The organism is Sphingomonas sp. 3-13AW, from assembly GCF_049311085.1.
Lineage (GTDB): Bacteria > Pseudomonadota > Alphaproteobacteria > Sphingomonadales > Sphingomonadaceae > Sphingomonas.
The window spans coordinates 140,591-166,369 of the sequence record NZ_JASNVZ010000007.1 but is presented as its reverse complement, the minus strand read 5'-3'; the positions used below and the strand labels follow the sequence as shown (position 1 = coordinate 166,369).

The window sequence follows — 25,779 nt, the reverse complement described above, 5'->3', positions numbered from 1 at the left end:
GACGGTGATGCCGTGCGCGAAGATCTACTCTGCCGCGGTATCCTGCCAATTATCCCACCCAAGGCGAACCGCCGTGAGCCGTCCGCCTGCGACTTCCGGCGCTACAGGGACCGCAACCACGTCGAGCATCTCTTCAACCGCCTTAAGCAGTCCCGACGCATCGCAACGCGTTACGACAAAACCGCCACGTCGTTTCTCGGCTTCCTCTCGCTCGCCGCCGCCAAGCTTTGGATAACCGACTATGTCAACAGGGCCTAGCCAACTCGCGGCGGAGCCGCTCAATCTCCTGCTGCTCGGGCTTCAGCACCCCGTGTCCGGGAAAACGCCCATCCCGGGTCAGCCGTCTGTTCGCGCACCCACTTGCGCAGCACGTTCTCGTGCAAGTCCAGATCGCGAGCCGCTTGCGATACCGATACTCCGCGTTCCCGCACGAGCTTCACTGCCTCGAGCTTGAACTCGCGGCTGAACTTCCGTCGTTGCATCTCCATCCTCCGGTTCCAAAAACACCTTATCTCGGTGTCCACGGAACCGGCAGCAGCTCACTAAGTCCTGACTTCCGGCGAGAGCCGCCTGGCATTCATCTCCCACGATTTGGACCTCACCGTCGAACGTCGCGCGAGCGATGGATTACTCGAGACTTGGTAGCTCCGACTGTGGGCCCGGCCGAGTTCGCTGCCGAGGCACTGGAGGCGATGGACACTATCCCGAGCACGACCAGGACGATCCCGCTCGGGGAGAGCGACCATCCCGAACCGATGATCTCGGGTCTGTAGAGAAGGCACCTCGAGCCCTACGGCGGTGCGGTGCGGGCCAAACGATCCAGCCCCGGTAGCTCGGCGCCGCTACCGCAAGCCCAGACCGATGATCTCGGTGCGCTTCGCTTGCCCAAAACCGAACTCACCGCGTTGCGGGAGTACCGCCCCTACCATTATCGGCGATGATCGGCTGGAGGTGATCGTCGGGCACGCCCGATAGCAAATCTCCTGACGATCAAGCACACCGGGCAGCGAAGCTCCGAGACGGCTCGATCAAAGGATGAAAAATGGAAACGTACGGCTTCGCGCACGCGGTTATAAGCAAGTCCAAGAACCCTGATGATTTCGAGTTCATGATCCATGCCTCTAGGTCTGGAGAAGATGATCGGCCCCTCGGCGAACAGTTACTGATCGCCACTGTCGACGACGACCGTCCAATACTCGCTGTGCGCATCCTTCGCATGCTGCGCGATCTGGGTCTCGCCGTGCAGGGAACCGAGCTCAACATCCACGAGCTTGAAATCTCATACCTGACCCTGCGCGGAGCCATTCACGAAGATGACAGCGAGTGGACGGACCTCGAGGTTCGTTATGTCGACGGGCAGAAGACGGCGTCCGCCTCCTTCCGCGACCAGTACGAAGCCTTCGCCGACGGTATGCTTGAACTCTTCGGTCCCAAGGAGCCGGCTTACCGGCGCTTCGCATTGTTCGCCTATCGGGAATATGAAACATCGGGCGGCTGGAACGACTTCGTAGAGTGCTTCGACACCGTGGAGCAAGCGAGGTCGCACTGCCGGGTGGACGACAGCGGCTACTCATAGCGCCACTCATGTCGAGATCGTCGATCTCTCCACTATGACCAGTGTAGAAGAGAAGATCATCCCAGCTCGTCACTCCTGACACTCACCTACTGGCAGGCCAACACTGAGCGGCCTGACCTGACTCATGCGCTCTACCGCTCGGTCGTGGAGCTCGACAATGCGGCGCTGATCGAGGCGTTCGCCGGGCGCGTTGATGCGGCAACCGCCGCCATGCTCGCCCGCGCAGTCGACGCATCGTTCGCTGACATCCAGGGCGTAAACCTGACGCTTGTCACCGTCATCTTCGGCGCGGTGCGCAACGCCTTCGAGCGGAACCTGACTGCGGCTGCGAATGCTGCCTTGCAGCTCCAGCTGCTGGTGATGAGCCGCTCATATCTACGGCAGCAGCGGCATGAGGAAGCGATCTGTTGCAAAAGCTTGGACTGGGCACGCCCACGTATGAGTGCCTGCTCACAGGTCTCGCGGCTGAGGCCCAGACGGCACCGAGATCATCGGTCAATCCTCCGACCGATTTGCCCGACGCTCCGCATAGCTGATGACAAAAGCTTCCCATACACGCAGCCACTCGGCCTCAGCCCGCGGGCGCTTGTAGCCCGGGAACCCCTTGCGAAACGCGTTCGCCATTTCGTCCACCGACCACGGATGGCCCTTGCTCAGCCCGATAGCCCTGAACGCCTTTTCGCGCTCGCCATAGGACAAGGACCCCTCAGGGAATGCCAGAAGCGGCTCTGCCCCCTCCCCCGGATTTTTCCGGACTCGTTCCTTCCTGATGACCGATGATCTCGGTGCCTTTTCCGTACTCGCCCCTACGAGGCGGAGGTGCGGCCCGACCAGCTTGCGCTCCATCGGCGCCGGGGAAGGATGCAGCACGACCTTTCGCCCGGACATGTCGACGTTCGCCGTCGGATATACCGCCGATACGAGCTGCATCGTCTCACGCACCGTCTGGCGCAGGCGCTTGCTGTCCGCCGCGTTGCCGAGATGCTTGGCAAGCTGATCCCAAGAGATCACCTGACCCTTTTCTTCCGTGATGCGAGGAAGACGATATGCCAGGTAGGTATATAGATCGAGTGCTGTCGGCGTGGTCTTCAGTTCCCGGATCGCAACTTCATTCAGCGGCACGGCATGGTCGATCAGATGGCTGTAAAATGCTTCCGACAGCCGGATTTCACGCGCAAACGAGCCGTTCTTGCTTAGCGAGCCGGCGTACTCGTTGGACAGCTTCACATCGCGCACCGCGAACGCGCTGTCGGCGGCGTCGCTTTCGTCCCACCGGATCTGCCATTCACAAGCCAGCAAGCGGTCGACTTGCTCTCTCATGCGGTTCGCGGAACCGCGTGGACCGTACGACACTGTCTGGTAGCCTAGACGCCGCATCCACTCTGTGAAGTTCCGGCCCAGATACACGTCGCGCGATTTATTCAGCACGGCCTGGGAAAGCAGATAGATCAGCGCGACGCGCGGATAGGAGCCATAGGGTACGCCCAGGCTCCGCATCACAGACTTGCCATTGATGTTCTGGAGCACCGGACGCGGATTGATCGCCAGCGCGTATTTGCCATCCTCGCGAACGATCGGCTGCGTGTCGTCCTCTGGCTGCTTGGTCGGCAGCGACATCGCACACAGGGCCGAGTGCAGAAATGCCGGCACCGGTTCCTCGTCCTGAACCCGGAGGAACACGTCGGCCGTGACCTTCGAACCCGCCGATGCGGCAAGTTCCCGCACGCGATCCACGCCGCCGTCGAGCATGGCGAGGGCATATTGGTGACCGATTGGCCTATGTTCCCCCGTCATCTGTCCCCTTCCCGATTCGTCGGTCTGACCCTGGGGGAAGGTTCAACAGGTTTCGCGCCTCAAATCAACCGGGTTGGCAGTTTTACGACGAAACGAGCCGCGAAAGTTCCAAAAACACCGATGATCTCGGTGCGGTAGCCGGGTTTCACGCCTTCGCCTTCCCAATTCAAGCCAAAGCTCAAGCCGATTTCCGAATCGGTTTTTGATATAGGGATTCTAATTATAGGTCTGTGCACTGAGATCATCGGTCGTCGCGCACCGACTTCATCGGCAGACCGCACCAAGATCATCTGAAGGCACCGACTTCATCGGTTTTACCGCGCGATGCTCGAGTTTGCATCTGGGTTTTTGCTGATTTTGACCTACCGCGCGTGGCCTCGGCCTTCGCCGTTGGTTGTGGGCACCCGGGGCGTGCGTTCGCTGCAACGGCACCCAGATCATCGGTCAGAGCGCTTGAGGCGGCTCAAGCGACCTTGTTCGTACCGCTTCCGCAGCTCGGGGTGACATCAGACGGCCTCTCCCACGTAAAATGGCACCGAGATCATCGGTTTTGCCCACTTGGCTCGCGCAAACTGCACCGAGATCATCGGTCGGAATGTCACTGCCTGTGATTTGGCCGAGTCCGATCCATGCTTCCCAAACCAGACGGCTCGAAGATCATCGGTCAGAACGAGGCGTCCCCCCTGCCCCCCTCGGCGGCCCGCCCGGAGATCGAAAGGGCTCGGACATCATCGGTCCGTTTGTAACTCTCACAGGGGCATCGTTGCTCACAACTTCCAAGAGCGCTAACGTCAGGCCTCAAACATTCAAAAGCGGACAAAATGGCAACCGAACCCTCGCATTCGCCTGCTGACGACCTGCTCGATGGCGGCCTTGACGTCCTTCACCGAAAATCGCTTACCATCCTGAAGCGGATCCGGGACAGCGCACTCGATCCCGAGACCGGGCAAAAGCGGGGACCCACCTTCCCTATCTCCAAGGCAGCGAAGCTTGTGGGGCGGACTTCTTCCGCAATCCGTGAAGCAGAACGCGATGGCCGGTTGCCCGCTCGTGGCCGCACCGCGTCAGGCCATCGGGTACAGTATAATCTCGAGGAGCTCGATAACATGCGCGAGGTCTTCGGCACGCGCCCCTGGCGCCAACCCGAGGACCCCGCGGCCGTCATCTCGGTCTGCAACTTCAAGGGAGGCGTCGGCAAATCGACCATCGCGCTGCACCTGGCGCAGCATTTCGCGATTCAAGGATATCGGGTGCTCTTCATCGACTGCGACAGCCAGGCATCGTCGACGATGATGTTCGGCTACCGGCCTGATGTCGACCTCGGGGAAGACGACACCTTGTATGGGCATTTCCACAACCCCGAGCTGCTCGGGCTTAAGAAGATCATCCGGAAGACGCATTTTCATGGCCTGGATCTGATCCCCGCCAATCTGCGCCTCTACAATCTGGAATATGAAATCGCCGGCTATCTGGCACGCACCCAGAGCGCGGCGATTATCGACCTCATCAGCGACGCGATCGAAACTGTGGTTGATGATTACGACGTGGTCATCATGGACCCACCGCCCGCCCTTGGCATGGTCTCGATGGCTGTACTCCAGGCTGCGAATGCGATGGTGATCCCAGTTCCACCGAGCCTGGTAGACTTCGCTTCGACGGTGTCGTTCATCGATATGGCGAACACGACGATGAAGCAGCTTGAGGAGCTCGGCGGACGCGGCCGCCCTGCGTACAACTTCATCCGACTGGTCGGCAGCCGCGTAGACGACAGCAAGTCGATGCACCGAGAGATTCTTTCGATGATGCGTCAGGTTTTCGGTGGATCCATGTCGTCCTCCGTGATGGTGACGAGCGCGGAAATCGACAACGCGAGTTCCAGAATGAAAACGGTATTCGAACTGGAAAAGCCCGTCACTTCCCACGAGGTTTATAACCGTTGCATGAAGCACCTCGTCGAAGTGTGCAGAGAAGTCGAAAATGACGTCCTTGAGACTTGGACTAGCAGCAGGGGCGGGAGGCGGCCTTGATCGGCTTCCTCGCAGATTTCGGGGAGATTCCCTCCTTGTTGCCACGTCGCAACAAGCGCGGGGGAACTCCCAGACTGGCAGGTTCGGCGCTTTGTTGCCACGTGGCAACAATCTCCCGCGACGGACCGAAGGCCACTCATTTCGGGGTTTGTTGCCACGTGGCAACAAGCGGGGTTCGCGCGCCGAAATTGCCTGGTTTGAGGCTTTGTTGCCACGTGGCAACATCGCGTTCTGAGCTCCAGATCGGGACGCTCGTCCGAAGTCACACCCCAGGCTTTTGCCCACCGGCATTCGCGATCCATGCCTCCCGAAGGCCCACAGATACTCACCTAGATCGGCGATCGACCGCCGCCCAGATGATCACAGCGCCAGATGCAGGGCGCCTCACGATAGAAGGAATGCTGCGATGAGCATTGGCAACAAGGGCTTTGGCTCGATGTTCACCAATAACCTCGATGATGAGAGTGAACTCGATAAGTTGAGTCCCTCCGAGGGTATCATGGCAAGCCGCAGCCAGACCCTCGCCCGCATCGCCACGGGTAAGGCGGTGACCGACCGAACCGAGTGGGTTGACCCTGCTCGCTGCCGGCCGTGGCGTCTGCACAACCGGGATCTGGATCATCTGACGGAGGAGACTTGCCGAGATCTCATCGACGCGTTTCTGTCCGCGAAGAAGCAGCGCATTCCCGCGATCGTTCGCCGTTTGAGGGACGATCCCGATCACGACTTCGAGATCATTGCTGGCGTTCGGCGCTGGTGGACCGTGGAGTGGCTTCGCGCCAACCACCACCCGGAGTTCGAGTACCTCGTCACGGTTCAGCATGTCACAGACGAGGAAGCTTTTCGGATCTCCGACATCGAGAACCGGGCCCGGAAGGACATCTCGGATTGGGAGCGTGCTAAGGAGTACGCGGGCGCACTGATGGAGTTCTACGACGGCAACCAGTCGCAGATGGCAGAGCATCTCAACATCTCGCGTTCGTGGCTCAGCCGGCTCCTGGATGTCGCTCGTCTCCCGGATGAGATCGTTGCTGCATTTTCGGATACGCACGATATCACTATTCGGATCTGCCGCGACATCAAGCCGCTTACCAATGACGCCCGTGCATTTGAACTTATGCGTTCTGAAGCGGAGAAGATCGAGGAGGAGCGCCGTGCTACGGGTACGAAGCTCGCTGGCGCTCTCGTTGCAAAACGCTTAATCGCCGCTACCATCGAGAAGGAGACTCCGCGGGCGGCTGAGCAGGAAGTATTGGGAGCCCGTGGCAAGCCGATCCTACGGTACAGCAGGGGCAGGGCAGGGGCGATCACCATCAAGATTCTTCCCAAGGCAGACGCCAGCCGCGACGAAATCCTCAAGTGCATTGGCGCTCTGTTGCCCAAGTCATAGCGGAGCCCTTAGCGGGACTCGGGGCGAGAAGCAGACGGGACCGGGCAGCTCTGCTGCCCGGTTAGCTTCCGCCGCTTAGCGTACAGCCACACTACTCCACGGGTCGGCCAGACGTTTTTCGACGCTGCGACCACTCGCTACCAGCCGTACCGCCGCAGCGGTCGCCTACGCCGCAGGCACGCTCGTCGGCACCAAGCTCACCTGACGGGGCCGTTCGTCGATCATGGGGATCATGGCCTGCGCTCTTGCCCGCGGTTGTTGATAGGAGGGCGACATGAGCAGTGTTCAACCCGAGAAAGGATCCGGCCCGGGCTCGGGAGCCAACCCCCGGTTGGGGCGGCCCTGCAACGGAACAGATCGTGAAACCGCTAAAATCGCCGTTTTAAGCCCCTCTGAGGGCTCGCAGCCCTTTCCGTGCCTCGACATGTCCGTAAGGGCTCAAATCGCGCTCTAAGGGGCCTTTCCGGGGGCCGCTTTTTGACACCTTTCGCTCCCAAAAACGCCCGAATTCCCGGTCGATCTCCAACATCTCGTCCTCGAACCGCTTGAACACGACAGCCATCGGTTGGGAGACGGACTCATCACGAGCTCGGCCGATCATCTCGTCGGGCGCAAGCGCCAGGCCCGCCGCTCGTCCAGCCGACGCGCCGCGGGTTCGGAGAGCGCGCTCATAGAGGCTGTTGAACGAGACCGCGGCGTTGAGCGTCGACTCTCGGGCTCGCGCTCCGTTTACCGGCACATGCCTCCTGGTTCCCCACGGAGCGATAAGCCCTGCATCCACCAGGCGCTTCACAAAACGTCGCGTCACCCGCTCGTGCAACTCAAGCGACAGTTCGAGCCACTTCGCGTCGACCGCCGGCAGTACGAGATGCGCGTACACGATCTCGGGCAGGGCCGATCGAGCATCCGCAACAACGGCCGGACTGCGTGCGAACTCGAGGAAGACCGTTTCGAGGCCGTCGAGGAGGGCGAGGCCATTGCGCGCCTCTTGCGCCAGGCGCCGTAAGAACCCCAGTTGGGCCCGCTCGTCCAGCCGGCCCTCCATCCTCAATCTCTTCGTTGCCCCGGTGAGGCAGGTCAGCCGCGATCGCGTGAAGCCGAGATCCTGCAGCCGATCGGCGACGACACCGAACACTGCGCCGAACTCGTCCGGCCGGTCCCACTCGATCGACGCCTTCAGATCCGCCGCGGCGCGCCTGATTGACTGCTCGCCGTCCAGGGAAGGGGAGGGGAGGGCGGCGATGGTTCGCTCGGCGTCTTGGTCGATCCGCCGTTCAACCATCCGCCGCAAATCCCAGGTACGCTGAAGCCTGCGAGGATCCCTCGCGGTAGTGATCGCCTCACGCAGTGCTGCGGCCAGCCCCAGCAGGCGAGATCCCTTGGGTTCTATGCTTCTGAGGACCGCTAGCGCGCGAGCGGCATCACGCTCAGCATCTTCATCGATGCTAGAGAGGGGAGCGAGGTCCGCAAGCGCACGCCGGGCCCTGCTGCCCATAGCGTCTTCTGCGTCCCAATCCTCCTGCTGCTCGATCGCAGCCAGCGTCGCCGACGGCTTCCGTCCGACGAGGCGGGCGGCCAAATCTCCCAGTTCGGCCCGAGCGAGGCACCGACGCCAATGCAGCAAACCGGTGCGAGCAGGTGCGTAGCTGTTGGGGGAGGGGAGGGGTGACCCCGTCATGAGGCTCAGAATATCGCCTTCTTGCGTTGGCGTCCCATCGACAGCTGCCAAGGCGACGCCCGCCTGTATCGCCGCTCTGACTTGCCAAGCCTCGGCCAATGGACTGGCCGAAACCCTCGTATCCAGGCGACCAATCAGCAGCGATGCCTCTTCGACGCCGGCGATCAGAGCAGCGTTCGTCATCTCTCTGCTGCCTCCCTTGTACCAACCGGCCACTCTAAGCGGACGGAAACGGGGCATGTTCAGTCCGCGTCCGGCTTCCCCGATTTCAAGTATCGGCCGTCGACTCTCCGGCGTCAATTCCACCGCCACGGACGACCGCGCCCTGGCAGCTTCCGGGAGCACGATCCGCGGATTTTCAAGAGATGTGGCCGTGGCGCAGGACGCGGCCACCTTGTCTAGACACGCGACCGAAATGGACGTTATGGTCGGTCATATGGATCTGACGTTACGCCCTCGTTGCTGAAAATAGGTCGGCCCTAATCGTGCGCGTCGGCTACGCCCGCGTCTCAACCGACGATCAGGACACAACCTCGCAGCGCCAAGCGCTGACAGCGGCCGGCTGCGAGATCGTCTATCAAGATATCGCCTCTGGCGCCGACCGCGCTCGCCCAGAGCTTGCGCGGTGCCTCGGACGGCTGAAGCGCGGCGACACACTCGTAGTTGCCCGCCTGGACCGGATCGCTCGATCCTTGATGCACCTGCTATCCATCGTCGAAGACCTTGAGGGTAGGGGGGTCGCGTTCAGATCGCTCGCGGACCCATTCGACACCGGAAGCGCTCAAGGCCGCCTCATGATGCAGATCCTAGGGGCGTTCGCTGAGTTCGAGCGCCATCTGATCCGGGAGCGCACCAAGGCCGGTCTCGCGATTGCGAAGTCGAAGGGCAAGGTCGCCGGCAACCCGAGGATGCGCGCCAACGACCCAACTGCCATAGCGAGCATGCGTGCCAGCCAGGCTGACACCTACCTACAGCGTTCCCGTGAAGCATCAGTCGAATGGATCGACCTCGTTCGACGCATGCGGCCGCATGCCCCTTGGAACCGGGTCGCAGCGACAGTCTTTGCTCGCTCGGAAGCGAAGCATGGCCGGGGAAAGGGGAGGGGTATCGCTGTCGAGACCCTCAAGGCCCATGTGAAGCGCTTGGTCAAAGCCGGAGATCTCCCGCCGGCAGTCCTAGATCGAGCTCCGATGCCCGGCGCCGCTGATAAGGATGCGGCACGCATCGCCCTTCGTGAGATCCGGAACGCCAATCCAGATGCGAGCCTTCGGCGCTTGGCGCTGCTTCTCACCGAGGCCGGCCACCTCCCGCCACGCGCTTCAGCCTGGTCCGCAGGCACAATCAAGGCCATGCTCGATCGATGAGAAACGCCGAACCCGCCAGTCTACCAACCTAGGTTGCTTACAAAGCGCTGCGTCAGCCTGTTCGACCGTCCATCCGGAGCAGTGAGCAACACCCTTCGAACTGGGGCGTTGGATCTCTTCACAGGATGGTGGGTTCCCCCATGGCTGATTCCGATACTACGCGCCGCTACCGGGCCAATTTGCGCAGCGAAGTCGACGGGGCGTCGATCTATGAGGCGTTGGCGGCAAGCGAGCAGGACCCAAAGCTTGCGGAAGTGTTCGGGAAGCTCGCGGCGGTAGAGCGGGCGCACGGGGAGTTCTGGCGGAAGCGCCTCGCCGATGCTGGCGAGTCCTTCGCCCCAAATCCATCCCTGCGCGCGCGCATCCTTGCCGGCCTTGGCAAGCGCTTCGGTCCATCCTTCGTACTGCCGGCGCTGGCGGCGAGCGAGACACACGATAGCGCCGGCTATGACCGTCAGCCGGAGGCGAAGGCGGCCGGCCTTCCGGCAGACGAACGGTCCCATGCGATGCTGATGCGCGCTGCAGCGGGAAGCGGCGGCCTGCCTGGACCGACCCTGTCCCTTCTTGAGGGAAGACACCGGGGCGGGGGAAATACGCTGCGCGCGGCCATCTTGGGCGCGAATGACGGTCTGGTTTCCAACCTCAGCCTCGTCATGGGGGTAGCAGGCGCTGCGACGAACCAGAGCGCGCTGGTGTTGACCGGCATGGCCGGGCTTGTTGCTGGGGCTTGCTCGATGGCGATGGGGGAATGGCTTTCCGTCACCAGCTCCCGAGAACTCTATCAGGACCAGATCGCAACCGAGGCGCAAGAACTGCGGGAGGTGCCTGAAGAGGAGAAGGAGGAACTCGTCCTTATCTATCAGGCGAAGGGTATCGCCGAGCCACAGGCGCGAGCCCTGGCGGAACGGCTGCTTGCCCAAAAGGATAGCGCGCTTGACACATTGGCGCGCGAGGAACTGGGCATCGATCCGAACGACCTCGGAGGGTCGGCTTGGGCAGCGGCTGCCTGGTCGTTCATCCTCTTCTCGGCCGGTGCGATTGTCCCGGTCGCACCTTTCCTCCTGCTGTCGGGAAAGGCTGCCTTCATCGCAAGCGTCGTGGCGAGCGGGGTCGCGCTGGCGGTGATCGGTGCGGGCACCAGCTTGTTTACAGGGCGTGGCGCAATTTTCTCGGCCATTCGACAGCTTGCGATCGGCCTTGCGGCGGCTGCGGTCACCTACGGCGCGGGCGCCCTGGTAGGCGCCTCGCTCAGTTAAACGGGGCGCGTCCGGCCGATTCCGGGTGATTGTGGGCTGCGCTCTTGCTGTGCGCTTGAGTACAGGGGGAGGTGCGGCTCTGGCCGAGTGTTCAAGCCGCGAACGCGTCCGGCCCCCAGCTCGCGGGAGCTCACTCACGCTTGGAGCCGCGCCCATGAACGGAACAGATCGTGAAACCTCCTAAAATGCCGTTCTAGGCGTCGGTGAGCGTGTGCGACCCGCTTCGGGTCACCGCGATAGCGCCTCCTGCCGAGACTTTTGCGAAGGGCCGCGACTTTGCTGCCTGGCTGGGGCTGGTCCCCAAGCAGGCATCGACCGGCGGCAAGCAGAAGCTGGGCGCGATTTCGCGGAGGGGAGAACGCACGCTGCGGCGCCTGCTCATCATCGGCAGCAGCGCGGTCGTGCTCCAGACGAGCAAGCGCGGGGCACCCGCGGGTTCCTGGCTCGAAGGCATGCTTGCCCGAAAGCCACGCATGCTGGTGACGGTCGCACTCGCCAACAAGATGGCGCGCGTCGTCTGGGCGTTGCGGGCGAAGCAGGAGGATTACAGAGCTCCGGTCGCAGCCGAGGCGTAGGCCAGAGCGGACCAGAGGCGTCGGAGGGCGCAGTCGTTCGAAGGAACGGTATGGCGCAACAGTCGGCGAGACGGGACCGGAAGAACCAGGGCTTTCCACCGTGCCATGAGCACGCTTTGGGTGAAGTGGTTCCGGTCCGCGAACTCCCACACGGGCCAGCAGTTTACCGCTGCATCAAAGGCCGGACAGATGGCAGCATCCGACTACGCGTCACAACTTCCAGATACCGCTTGCAACCAATGGGCGACCACAGATGGGAAGCTGTCAGGCGGCTCATCCGCAAGCAGAGCAGGAAAGCCCCCGTTCTGTAGCTTTGGCAGATGTTACGTCATTCGACCCATTGCAGTCACTCGCGGAGCGTCCAGCTTTTAAGGATGCAAAACTGCCGCGCCCCAGTCGCCTGTCTGTTCGCAGCAGGGCTCCTCGTCTCCGCAATAGCTGGACGAGGCTACGCCTCCGAGAAGAAGCGGGAGTGGGATGCTACCGCGGCCGCCCGGTATTTGGATCAGCGGCTCGAGTGGTGGCGCAAGTGGCCCAAATCGCAACGCGACCATGATACGCGTTGCATTTCCTGCCACACCGCGCTGCCGGTGGCATTGGCGCGACCTGCATTACGCGCGAGCCTGGGCGAACGATCGCAGACCCTCACCGAGCAGGCGATGTATGCGGACATTGTCAAGCGCGTGCAGATGTGGCGGGATGTTGAGCCTTTTTACCCCGATCAGCGGTCTGGCCTGCCGAAGAGCAGTGAGTCCCGCGCCGTTGAAGCAGTGCTCAATGCGCTATTTCTGGTCGCCCGCGATAACGAGAGCGGCGGTCAAATGAGCGCTGTCACCCGCACGGCATTTGCGAACATGTGGCCGCTCCAGATGCAAACTGGAACCTTGAAGGGCGGCTTCGCTTGGCTGATGTTCAAGCTCGAACCCTATGAGTCCGAAACCGCCACTTATTGGGGGGCTACGCTCGCCGCCATCGCCGTGGCTCGGGCGCCGGATGGCTATGCTGCGTCACCCGAGATCGCAGCCAATGTGGAGGCGCTTAAAGCCTATCTGCGCACCGCCTACACGGGCGAATCCTCGCTCTTCACCCGGGCTCTTGTCCTATGGGCTGACGCCAACCTCACCGGCATCCTGGACGTAACCCAGCGCAAAGCGACGACCGACGCGCTGCGCACGGCGCAGGGCCTGGATGGCGGTTGGGCGCTAAAGAACTTGTCCTCCTGGCAGAGACGCGATGGCAGCGCCTTGCCCGATGCAAGCGACGGCTACGCGACCGCCATCATCGCCATGATCTTGCAAGAGGCGGGTCTTCCACCGAGCGCAAAGCCGGTGAAAAACGCGCGAGCGTGGCTCGTTGAGCATCAGAGCGCCGACCATGGCGGTATGCCCGCGACATCAATCAACAAGTTGCGCGAACCGAACGCGGACGCCTACCTTTTTATGACCGACGCCGCGACCGGCTTCGCCGCTCTGGCGCTCGCAGAGGCACCCACCCGAGCGCAATAAGGCGCAATCTCAGAAGCCCGTTAAGAGCGTTATGCTGGTGCCCGCGTATAACCATCCGGCGTCGGGTATTGAGGGGGGGGTGAGACCGACAGCTTAGCGGCGGACAGAGCGGAAAGGGGACCTTTGGCCGGGGAACAACGATCCTATGATTGAAAGCATCGCTGCATCCGGAATAATTCCCGCCGATATGTTGGCGACCATCCGCGTGCCCCCCCGCACCACAAGAAGAACCAGGGTGACATAGGCAACGATGAAGCCCCCAGAGGCCGAACCCACGCTTATCCCCGCTCGTACGAGGCCTGTTGATCGTCCCGCCCACGCAACGAACATTGAACCCGCCTGATGGTATCCGCGCAGTCCGCGCGCTCCGACGAGCGTGTTCCACCAGTCGAAGGCTTGGTTGGCTTCCTGCCTATCCATACGGCACTCTGTCGCTGCCGGAATCACGGGACCGAGGGCGCGAGCGCGCTGCTTGAGGCGTCGTCGCGCTGAAAAGGGCCCTCTTCCCTGGCAAGCGCGTAGCCTCAGATGGACTCCAGGCGTCCTTCGTCGTCGATCAGTTCGAGGTCGGATGCCCCCCATTTCCAGAGCACCAGGTTGGGTTCGCCTTCGTTCGCACCGCGTACAAAACTACGGACGAGCAGCCCCTGGTAGCCAACCGCGATGAGCGCTTCGGCAAAGATCTGGGTTCTCGATTTGCCGTCGGTTCGCATCTGGTCGCGCCAGCGGTCATCGGCCAGCCCGGCCTGGGTCATGTCGAAGGGGGCAAGCGCGGCGGGATCGCGGGTGTCGAATACACGCGCGATGTTCGCGTTGTACGAGACGATGGTGGTCGGCTGGAGGTCGCCTGCCTGGTTGGCTTCCCGGATCGCCGTCAGGACGGACGTTGCGGTGTAGAGCGCCTTGACCCCTTTGGGGTTGAAGCGGCCTCCGTAAAGCTTTGCCCCTCGTCCTGAGAACGGCTCGCGGGCGTAGACCGGGTTCAGCGCCCGGAAGAGCTTGCCTCGATACTCCATGAACCGGCGTCAGGCGTGGACGCCGGCATCGACTGCGTCGATATACTCAAGCACTTCCTCTGCCCGGCCGTCGCGCACAAGTTGCATCGCCGTGTGGCCGGAAAAGCCGGGAAGGGGCTCTGACCGATACCAGGCGAACGCCATCAGATCCGATCCGAAGCGTGGGCGGACCTTGTTGATGACCTCTACGAGTTCCCTCAGGCGCCGTTGCGTCTTGTCCGAGCGGATGCGGTCCTTCCGCTGGACCGCATCGCGGCCGAGGCCCGCCGAGCGAGCGACTTCCTCGCTTGTCGTATGGAAAGCGCTTGCGATCTTGTTGGGGGCAAAGATGCCGCCATCTGCATATTGCGCCAGGCCCATGTGTCGTTCCTCGTGCCGGTATTTGTGACGCTATATAGCGTCAACCAATGCGGCGTTCAAGAAGCGGCCCGAGCCATTCGGCGCTCAAATCACCGTCGGGCCCGGGGGCTTTACGACACGAGCAGCACGTGCAGGAACCGCGGGCCGTGCGCGCCGCGCACATACTCGCCTTCGATATCCGTCGTCCCGGATACCCCGGTGACCCAATAATGCGCCCGTACTGCGGCGAGATCGCGCGGAATGTCCTCCAGATAGGCGACGATCGTGCTTTCCTCGACCACCACCAGTTGATGGAGCGTCAGGAAATTGGGGAGCATCGGCGATCCCGGCCCGGTCTCGAACACCAGCGACCCGGTTTCCGCGACCGCAGCCCGGGCGCGGGCGATTGCCACCTGCTCGTCGGCAGCACAGGCATCGCTCAAGGAGAGGTCACCCCATTCGAGCCCAGCCAGCGGTAGGTCGGGGGGACAATAAAGGGCAGGGGGGAGTGCATGGTCGGCGAGATATTGCGCGACCGCCCCCGGCACCTCAGACCAGGCCGTCAGCCCCTCCATCGACGCTCCCACGCCGGGAAGTGCGAGCTGGGCTATGAACCGGTCGAGCCGCCCTTCGGGCGGCACATAGGGTCGCTCGGGAGCCGCCAGCAGCGCATCTGCTTCGGCCGCAATCGCATCGGCAGCGGCGCTGTCCTGCAGCCGTCCGAGGATAGCATCGCGGGCGTTCATCGGCGCTTCCCCCGGGCATATTGCTCCATGAAGGTCTTGCCTTCCGGTGCGGGGAGGCTGCGATGCCGCGTCCAGGCGCCGGCAAACGGTAGCCGCTCTATCCAGCCTGCCCGGGCGCGCAGGCGCATCGCGCGCACCGCGAGCGCACTGCCGATGCGATAGAGCCGGGGGTGCTGCACGCCCCACCGCCACAGAGCCATGCCCTGGCGCACCGTCTGCGGCTCGAGCCCCTCCCGCCAGCTCTTCTCCCGCCACCCGCGCAAGAGGGTGGGAAGCGGAATCGTGACCGGGCATACCTCCTGGCATTTCCCGTTCATCGTGCAGGCGTGAACGAGGTCGCGGTTGGCCGAGAGGCCATCCAGGGCAGGGATCAGGACCGCGCCCATGGGCCCCGGATAGGTGCCGCCATAGGCATGCCCGCCGATCTGACGGAACACCACGCAATGGTTCATGCACGCGCCGCACCGGATACAGCGCAGCATCTCGGCAAGCCCGTTCTCGCGCATCTGTGTGCGGCCGTTGTCGACCAGCACGACGTGCATTTCCTCGGGCCCGTCCAGGTCACCGGGGCGCCTGGGGCCCGTGTAGAAGGTCGTGTATTGGGTGAGTGCGGCCCCCGTGGCGGAGCGGGCCAGCAATCGCAGCATGTGAACCGCATGGGGCATGGAGGGGACCAGTTTCTCGATCCCTGCCGTCACGATGTGAACCCGGGGCGGAACAAGGGACAGTTCGGCATTGCCCTCGTTCGTGACGGTGCAGACGCTGCCCGTGTCGGCGAGCAGGAAGTTCGCTCCCGAAATTCCGACGTCGGCGCCCAGCATCGCGGTGCGAAGGTGCCTGCGCGCGCTTTCGGCCATCGCCGCAATCGTCTCCTCGGCGTGCGGCTCGCGATGGCGCTCGCGGAACAGGGCCGACACCTGCTCGCGGGTCTTGTGCATCGCTGGCCAGACGATGTGCGACGGTCGCTCCCCGGCGAGCTGGATGATGTGCTCGGCGAGGTCGGTCTCGATCCGCTCGATCCCCGCCTCCGCGAGCGCGTGCGGGAGGCCGATCTCCTCACCCAGCATCGACTTCGATCGCGCGACCGTTCGGGCACCGGCGCGGCGGCAGATGCCCACGACAATGTCGCATGCCTCCTCGGCGGTGCTGGCCCAGTGGACGGTGGTACCGGCGGCCTGTGCGTTGGCGTCGAACTGCCTGAGATAATGGCCGAGGTTCGCAACGACGTGGTCCTTGATCGCGGCCGCCCGGGTGCGCGCAGGCTCGAAATCCGGGAACGCTTCCACTGCCAGCGCGCGCTTCGCCTCGGCGGTGCCGGCGGTGCGCTCGACGGCCAGCTTCAGGACCGGATCGGCCAGCGCCTCTTCGACCCGGGCGTCGAAGTCGCTCACTCGCTTTCGCCGATCGCAGGGCCGTCGGCCATCCCGGCCAGTACCTCCACCGTGTGGAAGACGCGGGTGGCAGCGCCGCGGCGGTGCAGCTTGCCCGCCATGTTCATCAGGCAGCCGAGATCGCCGGAGAGCAACAAATCGGCGCCACTCGCTTCGATCGCCTGCGCCTTTTCATCGACGATCGCGTTGGAGATGCTCGGGTATTTGACGCAGAAGGTGCCGCCAAAGCCGCAGCATGTCTCTGCCCCCGCAAGCGGGACCTGCCGCAGCCCCTCGACACACCCGAGCAGCCGGCGCGGCTGCTGCTTGATGCCGAGTTCGCGCAGGCCCGAACAGCTGTCGTGGTAGGCGACACTCGCGTCGAGCGCGGCGGTCGGGCGCCATCCACGGACCTCGTCGAGATAGGTCAGGATCTCATGGGTGCGCCGGCCGACGGTTTCCGCGCGGGGCAGCCATTCCGGATCGTCGGCAAGGAGTTCGGGATAGTGGCGGATGATCGTGCCGGCACAGGACCCGCTCGGCACCACCACGGCCTCATAGGGCTCCAGCAGCGCAATCGTCCGCCGCGCGATCGCAGCTGCGCCCTCGCGGTCCCCGGAGTTCAGCGCGGGCTGCCCGCAGCAGGTCTGGCCGGCGGGCACCACGACCTCGCATCCCGCATCCTCAAGCACCGCCAATGCTGCAAAGCCGATCCGCGGCCGCATGGCGTCGACCAGGCAGGTGACGAACAGCGCGACGCGGGGGGGCGGGGCGGTCGTCATGCAAGGCCGTGGCGGGCGGCAAAGGCCGCGAACAGGCCCGGCCAGGGGAGGGGGGCGCGGGCACGATCCTGCAGCCCGAAGCCATGGCCGCCGATTTCGGGCAGATAGGCCTCTGTGGGAACGCCGGCGCTGCGTAGGGCGGAGAGCATCGCGAGGCCGTTTTCCGCTGGAACCACCCGGTCGTCGAGCGCGTGCGCAAGGAAGGTGGGCGGCGTCCTGGGCGACACCGCCGCAGCAGGGGAATAGCGTTCCGCCCTCGCCGGGTCGGGTGACGGGCCGAGCAGCTCCTCGCGGGAGGGGCGATGGACGTGTGCACCGGTCATCAGGACGACGGGATAGAGCAACGCCGAGACCTTGATCCCGAGCGGCTGCCGATCGATCGCGTCCACGGGCGCATACGTCGCACCCGCTCGGCTCGCGAGCATTGCCGCAAGGTGCCCGCCGGCCGAAAACCCCATGGCGCCGATCCGTTCCGGGGCATGGCCTGCCGAAGCTGCCCGGGCGCGGATGTGCCGGAGGGCGCGCTGCGCATCCTGCAACGGTGCGTCGGGTCCGGCCGCCCAGCCATCGCCTGGCAGCCGGTATTTGAGGAGATAGGCGGCGTACCCCTGGTCCGCGAAATGCTCCAGCAGGGCACGGCCGCCGTGGCCGATCGCCACCCGTTGATAGCCGCCGCCGGGGATCAGCAGCAGTGCAGCGCCGTTCGGGCGGACAGGGGCAAGATAGGTGAGGGTGGGACGCGTGACGTGCAGGAAGGCGGTGTCGTCCGCGGGGCCGGCCGGTGAGCGCGGGGCTTCCTGCTCCGTGACAGGACTGCGCGGCGGCCCGGGCGGGTGTGTCGGCCAGATTTCGAAGCTTTGATGCCTCGCACGCTCGGCGCGCGCGGCGGCCGGGATCAGCCCGGTCGCAGCGCCCGCAGCGATCAGGGTGCGACGGTCCAGCATGGTCAGCGGCACGCCACGCTGCCCAGCGGCGTGGCACGAGTCAGCTCGGGTCGTCCCGGGTGAACCTTGCTCGAAACCGGCAGGTCGAGATTGCGGAGGCCCTGCGCCACCAGATCCGCGACCCCGCGTGCGCCCACCTCACTGAAATGTGTGTCGTCTGCAATGCCGTCCTTGAACGCTGCGTATTTCCCCTTGGGATAGTGCAGGAAATAGGGTGCGGAGCCGGTCTTGCCGACCCGGTCGATCCACGCACGGGACAGCGCCTCCAGGTCGATCAACCGGGTGTCGGTGGCGGTCGCAACCTCCCGGACGACCGCCGAATAGCTCGGGAAATCTGCTTTAGCGCGGCCGCTCTCGTCGAAAGAGCGGCGGGCGACCGGGGTGATCAGGACCGGAATGCCGCCGGCTCCCCGCACCTGCCAGACGAAGCGGAGCAGGTTGTCGCGATAGCCGGTTGCTGCCTCGACGAACCGTTCCGGCTTGTTCCTGCTCGCATCATTGTGGCCGAACTGGATCAGCACCGTGTCGCCCGGCTTCAGGTCGGCCATCAGGCGATCCCAGCGCCCTTCGCCGATGAAGGTGCGTGTGCTGCGTCCGCCCATCGCGCGGTTTTCCACCCGCACGTCCGGATCGAGCGCGCACGGCAGCATCTGCCCCCATCCGGTCTGCGGGTACCGCTCGGCCTTGTAGGTCTGGGCAGTTGAATCACTGGCGATGAAGATGGTCTCGGCCGCTGCCGGTGCGGCCAAGGCCATGGCGAGCATCGCCGCCGCCAGCACCCTCATTGCAGGTTCACGTACATGCCACCGTCGACCAGCAACGCGGCACCGGTGACATAGGCGGCCATGTCGGAGGCGAGGAAGACGATCGGACCGACCAGGTCCTCGGGGCACCCCAGGCGCCCCAACGGCGTGCGCGCTTCCATGTACGCGCGCTTCTCCGGGTCGGCGAGATCCTCCTTGTTGATCTCCGTGAGGATGGTCCCGGGCAGGACTGAGTTGCAGCGGATGCCATGCTTGCCGAGCGCGATCGCGGTCGATTGCATCAGCGAGTGAACGCCCGCCTTGGTGGGCGTGTAATGGGTCTGGAACTCGCCGCCGACGAGCGCCGAGATCGAGGAAACTGCCACGATCGCGCCGCCGTTACCCTGCGCGACCATCTGCCGCGCCGCTGCCTGGACCATGTAATAGGCGCCGTGCAGGTTGACCCGGAAGGTCCGCTCCACCGTCTCGGCCGGCATATCGAGGAAGGCGTGGAAGGGGCAGATCCCGGCATTGCTGACCATCACGTCGACATGACCGAAAGCCTCCACCGCGCGTGCGACGAAATCGGTGGCCGTGGCCGCGTCGGCAACGTCGCCCTTCACGGCAAGGCCGCGCTGGCCGGTCGCCTCGATCGAGGCGATGCAGCTGTCGGCGTCCTCGTCGCGGCTGTGATAGTTGATGACCACATTGGCACCGTGCTGGGCGGCGCCGATTGCGGCGGCGCGCCCGATCCCGGTCGAAGCTCCGGTTACGAGAACGGTCTTTCCTTCGAGCAGCTTCACGGTTCCGCGATCCTCTTCGTGTCTAGCGGCGCTTCTGCGGGCGCGCGTCGGGGGTCCAGCCGAGATCCCGGCTGATCTGTTCTGCGGTGCCGCGCACTTCATCACTGAGGGCGACCATCCGGTCGTCGTCCATATATTGCGCGGCGCTGGAAAGGCTGATGGCGGCGACGATCTTGCCCGACGCATCGCGGACCGGGGCGGCCACGCAACGGATCAGATCCTCGTTCTCCTCAAGGTCGAACGCATGGCCTGCGGTGACATAGCCCCGCATCCGCGCCAGCCAGGTGTCATAGTCGATCGAGGGTGCGCCATTGCCCTGTTCCTGCTCGAAAGCGCGCTGCCATTCGGCCTCCGTGGAGTCGAGCAGCAGGGCCTTGCCGAGGCCCGTCGAGGTGAGCGGCTGCCGGTCGCCGACGCGGCTGGAAATGTCGACGCGGCGGCGGCCGGGGATCTTGTCGAGGTAGAGCGCGAGGTCGCCGTCGAGGCGGCCGAGATGCACCGTGTCCTCGCTTTGCGCTGCCAGCGCCTCGATCTGCGGGCGGGCGATCCGGACCACGTCTGCCTGGTTCTGCGCCAGGAAGCCAAGCTGCAGCAGCTTGGGGCCGAGCTGATAGCCCTCGCGCGGAAGGAAGGTGACGAAGCCGCGATCGATGAGCGCGTTCGCAAGTCGGTGGGTTGTCGACCGCGTGAGGCCCAGCCGCGCGGAGAGTTCGGCAAGCCGAACCGGGCCGTCGATCACTTGGTCGAGCAGGTCCAGGCCGCGCAGCAAGGTCTGGCTACCCTGAACCTTCGGAGCTGCCTTGCCCTCCGGCAAATCTTCGTTTGACGAGGAATTTTCCATCTCGTAACATCCTATCCCACAAATTGAGAATGTAAATGGGCGCCGGGGTCTTGGCGCAGAACAGACGATCAACTCATATCATCGAGCGCGGTGCCAGATAATGGTACCGGTAACATGTTTTTGTGAAAGCCGTAAAAGCGGCGGCGAGTAAGGGGATGGTGCGAATGGCCTACACCGGTCTGCCCAGGATCAAGCACGTTCGAGCGTTCACGGTCCGCGGGGGCGGTGCCGATTATCACGACCAGGGCGAAGGTCACTGGATCGACGACCACATCGCCACGCCCATGGCCCGCTACCCGGAATATCGGCAGTCCCGTCAAAGCTTCGGGATCAACGTGCTGGGCACGCTGGTCGTCGAGATCGAGGCCGAGGACGGCACGATCGGCTTTGCCGTCACCACCGGGGGCGAGCCTGCCTGTTTCATCGTCGAGCGGCATCTCGCGCGCTTCCTCGAAGGACGCAATCCGGCCGAATATGAGAAGATCTGGGACCAGATGTACTTCTCGACCCAATATTATGGGCGCAAGGGGCTGGTGGTGAACGCCATCTCCGGCGTCGATCTCGCGCTGTGGGACCTGCTCGGCAAGCTGCGCGGCGAGCCGGTGTATGCGTTGCTGGGCGGCGCGGTCCGCGACGAGCTGCAATTCTATGCGACCGGCGCCCGTCCGGACCTTGCGAAGGACATGGGCTTTATCGGCGGCAAGATGCCGCTCCACCACGGGCCGGCCGAGGGGATCGAGGGTCTGCGCAAGAACATCGCGGAGCTGGCGACGATGCGCGAGCGCGTCGGTCCGGATTTCTGGCTGATGTTGGATTGCTGGATGGCCCTGGACGTCGACTATGCCACGCGTCTCGCACTCGCTGCGCACGAACACGGCCTCAAATGGATCGAGGAGGCGATCAGCCCCGATGATTATTGGGGCTATGCCGAGCTGAAGCGCAACGTGCCCCGGGGCATGCTGGTCACCACCGGCGAGCACGAGGCGACGCGCTGGGGCTTTCGCATGCTGCTCGAGATGGACTGCTGCGACATCATCCAGCCCGATGTGGGCTGGTGCGGCGGCATCACCGAGCTGCTCAAGATCTCGGCGCTGGCCGATGCCCACGGCAAGCTGGTCGTGCCGCACGGTTCGTCCGTCTACAGCTATCATTTCGTCATCACGCGCCACAACTCGCCGTTCGCCGAGTTCCTGATGATGCATCCGGGGCCGAGCGAGGTGGTGCCGATGTTCCATCCGCAATTGATCGGCGAGCCCGTTCCCGTGAACGGCCGGATGCGCGCGAGCGTGCTCGACAAGCCGGGCTTCGGCGTCGAGCTCAACCGCGACCTGCCGATGCATCGCCCCTACGCGCGCTGATCCCTGCTACCCTGACCCAAGGAAAGACGTTCCCCATGAAATTCTGCCGCTTTGGTGCCCGTGGATCCGAAAAGCCGGGCGTCGTGGACGCGAACGGCGTCCTGCACGATCTTTCGGGCAAGGTAGACCGGCTGACGGTGCAGGCGATCGCGTCCCTGGGAGACGTCGATGTCGCGAGCCTGCCCGCAGTCGAAGGTTCGCCCCGCTATGGCGTACCGGTCGAAGGTATCGGCAAGATCGTCGCGATCGGCCTCAATTACGAGGATCACGCGATCGAATCCAACCTGCCGATCCCGACCGAGCCGGTGATGTTCATGAAGGCGCTGTCGAGCCTGACCGGACCGAATGACGAGGTGATGATCCCCAAGGACTCCACCCACACCGACTGGGAAGTGGAACTGGGCGTGGTGATCGGGAAGACCTGCCGCTACGTCGAAGAGGCGGATGCGCTGGCGCATGTCGCGGGCTTCACCGTTGCCAACGACGTGTCGGAGCGCTTCAACCAGAAGGAGCGCGGCAGCCAGTGGTCGAAGGGGAAGGGCCACGATACCTTCTGCCCGGTGGGCCCGTGGCTGGTGACGCCGGACGAAATCGCCGACTGTCAGGATCTCGACATGTTCCTGGACGTGAACGGCGAGCGCATGCAGACCGGCAATACCCGCACGATGATCTTTAACGTGAAGCAGATCATCAGCTACGTCAGCCGTTACATCACCCTCTATCCCGGTGACCTCCTGATTACCGGCACGCCGCCGGGCGTCGGCGAAGGCAAGAAGCCCGAAAAGATCTTCCTGAAGGCCGGCGACACGATGCGGCTCGGCATCGCGGGCCTCGGCGAGCAGCAGCAGCAGGTCGTGGCATGGCGCAACCTGGGCGACGAGGTGCTGGGGTGAGCGTATTTCCGGATCGGTTCTCCGGCCGGACCGCCGTCGTAACCGGCGGCGCCTCTGGCCTGGGGCTCGCCTCTGCCCGCCGCATCGTCGCCGAGGGCGGCCGCGTAGCGCTGTGGGACGTCAATCCCGAGGCCCTCGCCGCGGCGCGCGACGCGGTGGGTGACGCCCATATCGTGGCGCTTGACGTGTCGGATCAAGCGGCGGTTGAGGCTGCTGCTGCCGACACCTTCGCTGCGCTCGGGCGGATCGACGTGCTGATCGCCTCGGCCGGCATCACCGGCGCCACCGGGCCGGTGCAGGACTATCCGATCGATAGCTGGCGCCAGGTGATCGACATCAACCTGAACGGCATCTTTTATTGCTCGCGCGCCCTCGTGCCCTTCATGCTGCGGCACGGCTATGGCCGGATCGTCAATGTCGCCTCGGTTGCGGGCAAGGAAGGCAATCCCAATGCCTCGGCCTATTCCGCATCGAAGGCAGGGGTGATCGGCTTCACCAAGTCCCTGGGCAAGGAGCTGGCGGGCAGCGGGATCATCGCCAACGCGCTGACGCCCGCCACCTTCGAAAGCCCCATTCTCGCCCAGCTCCCGCAGAGCCAGGTCGATTATATGCGATCCAAGATTCCGATGGGCCGGCTGGGCGAGGTCGAGGAGAGCGCCGCGATGGTGTGCTTCATGGCCAGCGAGGAGTGCAGCTTCACCACGGCCGCGACCTTCGACACCTCAGGAGGACGCACGACCTTCTGAGCCCGCCCCGGTTCGGAATGCGCGACCCCCGCAAGAGGCGGCGCGCGATGCGAGAGGAGATCCATGGAAGCCGTTCCGTTTGTCGATGCCCATGTCCACCTCTGGGACCTTGGCCATATCCGTTATCCCTGGCTGACGCCGCCCTTCAGCGAGGGGCCGGCCGGGGTGACCGAGCCCATCGCGCACGACTATCTCATCGACGACTATTGCGCAGATGCCCGCCGGTGGAACGTGAAGGGCATTGTCCACATCGATGCCGGGGCCGATCCCGCCCAGGCGCTGGATGAAACGCAGTGGCTGGAAGGGTTGGCCCAAGAGCGCGGCATGCCGAACGCCATCGTCGCCTTTGCGCCGTTGCATGACCCGGGCGTGGAATCGTTGCTTGAGGCGCATGCCGCCCATCCGCACGTCCGGGGCATTCGGCAGATCGTCAACTGGCATACCAATCCGCTGCGCACCTACACGCCGAGCGACGTTACCCAGGACGATCGCTGGTGGGCAGGCTTTGGCCTGTTGGCGCGCTATGGGCTCTCATTCGACCTGCAATGCTATGCCGGGCAAATGGCGGGGCTTGCTCCGCTGATCGAACGCCATCCCGACATCCCCGTCGTGATCAACCATCTGGGCATGCCGATCCCGTCCGAGGCCGAAGGGCTGACCCGCTGGCGCCACGGATTGCGGACGCTTGCACGGTCCCCACACGTGTCGATCAAGCTCTCGGGCGTCGGCTTCATCGACCGCGACTGGACGACGGAGAGCATCCGACCCTATCTCCTCGAGGTGATCGATCTGTTCGGGACCGATCGCTGCCTGTTCGCGAGCGATAGCCCCACCGACAAGCTGTTCGGGCCGTTCGACCGGCATATGGAAGCGTACCACGCGGTCGTGGCGGATTTTTCGGAGGACGAGCGGCGGGACCTGTTCGGGCGCAACGCGAACCGCGTCTATCGCCTCGCGCTGGACCTGTAATGGGCGCCAATCCCCTGATGGGGGTCCTGTTCCACTGGCTCGGGGGCCTTGCCTCGGCGAGCTTCTATGTGCCCTACCGGAGCGTCAGGCGCTGGAGTTGGGAGATCTACTGGCTGACCGGCGGCGTCTTCTCGTGGCTGCTGGCTCCGTGGTTCTTCGCGGCGATCCAGACCGAGGATCTTCTGGGCGTTCTCTCGCGCACACCGACGCCGACGTTGCTGTGGCCGGTGTTCTTCGGCCTTTTGTGGGGGTTCGGCGGCCTGGGCTATGGCTTGGTGATGCGCTACCTGGGCCTGTCGCTCGGCATGGCGGTTGTGCTGGGACTGTGCACGGTGTTTGGGACGCTGATCCCGCCGATCTTCGCAGGGGATTTTCGGCAGAAGCTGCTCGACAGCCCCTCGGGCAACATCATCCTCGTGGGGCTCGGGATGACGCTGGCCGGGATCGTGATCGTCGCCCTGGCAGGCGCGCGCAAGGATGCTGCCCTGTCGGCCGAGCAAAAGGCGGCGGCCGTCTCAGAGTTCGATTTCCGCAAGGGGATCGTCGTTGCGATCTTTGCCGGCATCATGTCCGCATGCTTCGCCTTCGGCCTTGCCGCGGGCGAGCCGATCCGGCCCGTTTCCGCCGCGGCCGGCACCGGTCCCTTGTGGACCGGGCTCCCGGTGTTGTGCCTCGTCATGTTCGGCGGGCTCATCACCAACCTGGCATGGTGCGCCATGCTGATCCGCCGCAATCGCAGCGCTGGCGAGTGGCGGGGCGGCGGCCGCGGCACCGGGGCACCGTTGCTGCGCAATTACCTGCTGTGCGCCGTCGCGGGCATCGCCTGGTATTTCCAGTTCTTCTTCTACACCATGGGGGAGAGCCAGATGGGAAGCTTCGGCTTCTCGTCCTGGACCCTGCACATGGCCAGCATCATCATCTTTGGAACGCTGTGGGGCTTTGCCCTGCGCGAATGGAAGGATGCCCATCCTCGCGTCCGCGCGATGGTGTGGGCCGGCGTGGCGATCCTGGTCCTGGCGACCCTGGTGATCGGCTACGGCAATCTGTTGGGAGCATGAAGTGAT

General features: G+C 64.1%; 25 protein-coding genes and 3 pseudogenes. 15 read left to right on the top strand and 13 right to left on the bottom strand.

Going from position 1 to position 25,779, the window contains the following annotated elements; all coding sequences use genetic code 11:
• Window positions 1–258, top strand: a 258-nt coding sequence (locus QP045_RS10425) for a transposase (protein WP_422514916.1), incomplete at its 5' end; no start/stop codon positions are given.
• On the opposite strand, the pseudogene QP045_RS10420 reads toward QP045_RS10425, so the two are convergent.
• Window positions 254–482, bottom strand: a pseudogene (locus QP045_RS10420) (transposase); the annotation flags it as partial. The gene QP045_RS10425 and the pseudogene QP045_RS10420 overlap by 5 nt on opposite strands.
• A gap of 156 nt (window positions 483–638) precedes the next feature.
• On the opposite strand from QP045_RS10420, the gene QP045_RS10415 reads away from it, so the two are divergent.
• The 3 genes and pseudogenes from QP045_RS10415 to QP045_RS10405 all read left to right on the top strand — a co-directional run.
• Window positions 639–773: a hypothetical protein gene (locus QP045_RS10415; RefSeq protein ID WP_422514915.1), complete on the top strand. Its 135-nt coding sequence runs from the start codon at window positions 639–641 to the stop codon at window positions 771–773.
• Window positions 774–1,042: 269 nt separating this feature from the next.
• A complete protein-coding gene (locus QP045_RS10410) occupies window positions 1,043–1,576 on the top strand; it encodes a hypothetical protein (RefSeq protein ID WP_422514914.1) in 534 nt (177 codons plus the stop codon).
• Window positions 1,577–1,651: 75 nt separating this feature from the next.
• A pseudogene (locus QP045_RS10405) lies at window positions 1,652–1,942 on the top strand (hypothetical protein); the annotation flags it as partial.
• A 129-nt stretch (window positions 1,943–2,071) separates the two neighbouring features.
• On the opposite strand, the gene QP045_RS10400 reads toward QP045_RS10405, so the two are convergent.
• A complete protein-coding gene (locus tag QP045_RS10400; protein ID WP_422514913.1) occupies window positions 2,072–3,325 on the bottom strand; it encodes a replication protein RepA in 1,254 nt (417 codons plus the stop codon).
• 104 nt (window positions 3,326–3,429) lie between these two features.
• Window positions 3,430–3,552, bottom strand: a complete 123-nt coding sequence (locus tag QP045_RS10395; RefSeq protein WP_422514912.1) for a hypothetical protein — start codon at window positions 3,550–3,552, stop codon at window positions 3,430–3,432.
• Between the two features lie 639 nt (window positions 3,553–4,191).
• Here QP045_RS10395 and QP045_RS10390 point away from each other — a divergent pair.
• Together QP045_RS10390 and QP045_RS10385 are read left to right on the top strand one after the other, a co-directional pair.
• Window positions 4,192–5,397 carry an AAA family ATPase gene (locus QP045_RS10390; RefSeq protein ID WP_422514911.1) on the top strand — a complete coding sequence of 402 codons (1,206 nt, stop codon included), beginning with the start codon at window positions 4,192–4,194 and terminating at the stop codon, window positions 5,395–5,397.
• A 406-nt stretch (window positions 5,398–5,803) separates the two neighbouring features.
• Window positions 5,804–6,787, top strand: coding sequence for a ParB/RepB/Spo0J family partition protein (locus QP045_RS10385; protein ID WP_422514910.1), 984 nt, complete (start codon window positions 5,804–5,806; stop codon window positions 6,785–6,787).
• Between the two features lie 382 nt (window positions 6,788–7,169).
• Here QP045_RS10385 and QP045_RS10380 read toward each other — a convergent pair whose 3' ends face one another.
• Entirely contained in the window at window positions 7,170–8,648 is a 1,479-nt protein-coding gene (locus tag QP045_RS10380; RefSeq protein ID WP_422514909.1) for a hypothetical protein, read from the bottom strand.
• Window positions 8,649–8,950: 302 nt separating this feature from the next.
• Here QP045_RS10380 and QP045_RS10375 point away from each other — a divergent pair, with 302 nt between their 5' ends.
• From QP045_RS10375 to QP045_RS10360, 4 genes and pseudogenes are all read left to right on the top strand, one after another.
• On the top strand, window positions 8,951–9,829 hold the full coding sequence (locus QP045_RS10375) for a recombinase family protein (RefSeq protein ID WP_422514908.1): 879 nt from the start codon (window positions 8,951–8,953) through the stop codon (window positions 9,827–9,829).
• Between the two features lie 140 nt (window positions 9,830–9,969).
• A complete protein-coding gene (locus tag QP045_RS10370; protein WP_422514907.1) occupies window positions 9,970–11,085 on the top strand; it encodes a VIT1/CCC1 transporter family protein in 1,116 nt (371 codons plus the stop codon).
• Between the two features lie 221 nt (window positions 11,086–11,306).
• Window positions 11,307–11,660: pseudogene (locus tag QP045_RS10365) on the top strand (transposase); the annotation flags it as partial.
• A 500-nt stretch (window positions 11,661–12,160) separates the two neighbouring features.
• A complete protein-coding gene (locus QP045_RS10360; protein WP_422514906.1) occupies window positions 12,161–13,165 on the top strand; it encodes a hypothetical protein in 1,005 nt (334 codons plus the stop codon).
• A 524-nt stretch (window positions 13,166–13,689) separates the two neighbouring features.
• Here QP045_RS10360 and QP045_RS10355 read toward each other — a convergent pair.
• The 9 genes from QP045_RS10355 to QP045_RS10315 form a co-directional block, all read right to left on the bottom strand.
• On the bottom strand, window positions 13,690–14,181 hold the full coding sequence (locus QP045_RS10355; protein WP_422514905.1) for an RES family NAD+ phosphorylase: 492 nt from the start codon (window positions 14,179–14,181) through the stop codon (window positions 13,690–13,692).
• 9 nt (window positions 14,182–14,190) lie between these two features.
• The gene (locus QP045_RS10350) at window positions 14,191–14,541 is read right to left on the bottom strand and encodes an MbcA/ParS/Xre antitoxin family protein (protein ID WP_422514904.1); all 351 of its coding nucleotides are present in this window, start codon (window positions 14,539–14,541) and stop codon (window positions 14,191–14,193) included.
• Between the two features lie 110 nt (window positions 14,542–14,651).
• A complete protein-coding gene (locus QP045_RS10345) occupies window positions 14,652–15,266 on the bottom strand; it encodes a LutC/YkgG family protein (RefSeq protein WP_422514903.1) in 615 nt (204 codons plus the stop codon).
• Window positions 15,263–16,657, bottom strand: a complete 1,395-nt coding sequence (locus QP045_RS10340) for a lactate utilization protein B (protein WP_422514902.1) — start codon at window positions 16,655–16,657, stop codon at window positions 15,263–15,265. The genes QP045_RS10345 and QP045_RS10340 overlap by 4 nt, the downstream gene beginning before the upstream one ends.
• Entirely contained in the window at window positions 16,654–17,418 is a 765-nt protein-coding gene (locus tag QP045_RS10335) for a (Fe-S)-binding protein (protein ID WP_422514901.1), read from the bottom strand. Before QP045_RS10335 ends, QP045_RS10340 begins: the two co-directional genes overlap by 4 nt.
• Window positions 17,415–18,374 carry an alpha/beta hydrolase gene (locus QP045_RS10330; RefSeq protein WP_422514900.1) on the bottom strand — a complete coding sequence of 320 codons (960 nt, stop codon included), beginning with the start codon at window positions 18,372–18,374 and terminating at the stop codon, window positions 17,415–17,417. The genes QP045_RS10335 and QP045_RS10330 overlap by 4 nt, the downstream gene beginning before the upstream one ends.
• On the bottom strand, window positions 18,365–19,147 hold the full coding sequence (locus tag QP045_RS10325; RefSeq protein ID WP_422514899.1) for a rhamnogalacturonan acetylesterase: 783 nt from the start codon (window positions 19,145–19,147) through the stop codon (window positions 18,365–18,367). The genes QP045_RS10330 and QP045_RS10325 overlap by 10 nt, the downstream gene beginning before the upstream one ends.
• Window positions 19,144–19,908, bottom strand: coding sequence for an SDR family NAD(P)-dependent oxidoreductase (locus QP045_RS10320; protein WP_422514898.1), 765 nt, complete (start codon window positions 19,906–19,908; stop codon window positions 19,144–19,146). The genes QP045_RS10325 and QP045_RS10320 overlap by 4 nt, the downstream gene beginning before the upstream one ends.
• A 22-nt stretch (window positions 19,909–19,930) precedes the next feature.
• Window positions 19,931–20,749: an IclR family transcriptional regulator gene (locus QP045_RS10315; protein ID WP_422514897.1), complete on the bottom strand. Its 819-nt coding sequence runs from the start codon at window positions 20,747–20,749 to the stop codon at window positions 19,931–19,933.
• Window positions 20,750–20,913: 164 nt separating this feature from the next.
• Here QP045_RS10315 and rhmD point away from each other — a divergent pair, with 164 nt between their 5' ends.
• The 5 genes from rhmD (at window position 20,914) to rhaT (ending at window position 25,773) form a co-directional block, all read left to right on the top strand.
• Window positions 20,914–22,107 carry an L-rhamnonate dehydratase gene (gene rhmD, locus QP045_RS10310; protein ID WP_422514896.1) on the top strand — a complete coding sequence of 398 codons (1,194 nt, stop codon included), beginning with the start codon at window positions 20,914–20,916 and terminating at the stop codon, window positions 22,105–22,107.
• 35 nt (window positions 22,108–22,142) lie between these two features.
• On the top strand, window positions 22,143–23,000 hold the full coding sequence (locus QP045_RS10305; protein WP_422514895.1) for a fumarylacetoacetate hydrolase family protein: 858 nt from the start codon (window positions 22,143–22,145) through the stop codon (window positions 22,998–23,000).
• Window positions 22,997–23,746, top strand: coding sequence for an SDR family NAD(P)-dependent oxidoreductase (locus QP045_RS10300; protein ID WP_422514894.1), 750 nt, complete (start codon window positions 22,997–22,999; stop codon window positions 23,744–23,746). The genes QP045_RS10305 and QP045_RS10300 overlap by 4 nt, the downstream gene beginning before the upstream one ends.
• A gap of 63 nt (window positions 23,747–23,809) precedes the next feature.
• Window positions 23,810–24,715, top strand: a complete 906-nt coding sequence (locus QP045_RS10295) for an amidohydrolase family protein (protein WP_422514893.1) — start codon at window positions 23,810–23,812, stop codon at window positions 24,713–24,715.
• Window positions 24,715–25,773: an L-rhamnose/proton symporter RhaT gene (rhaT, locus tag QP045_RS10290; protein ID WP_422514892.1), complete on the top strand. Its 1,059-nt coding sequence runs from the start codon at window positions 24,715–24,717 to the stop codon at window positions 25,771–25,773. The genes QP045_RS10295 and rhaT overlap by 1 nt, the downstream gene beginning before the upstream one ends.
• Window positions 25,774–25,779 lie beyond the last annotated feature (6 nt).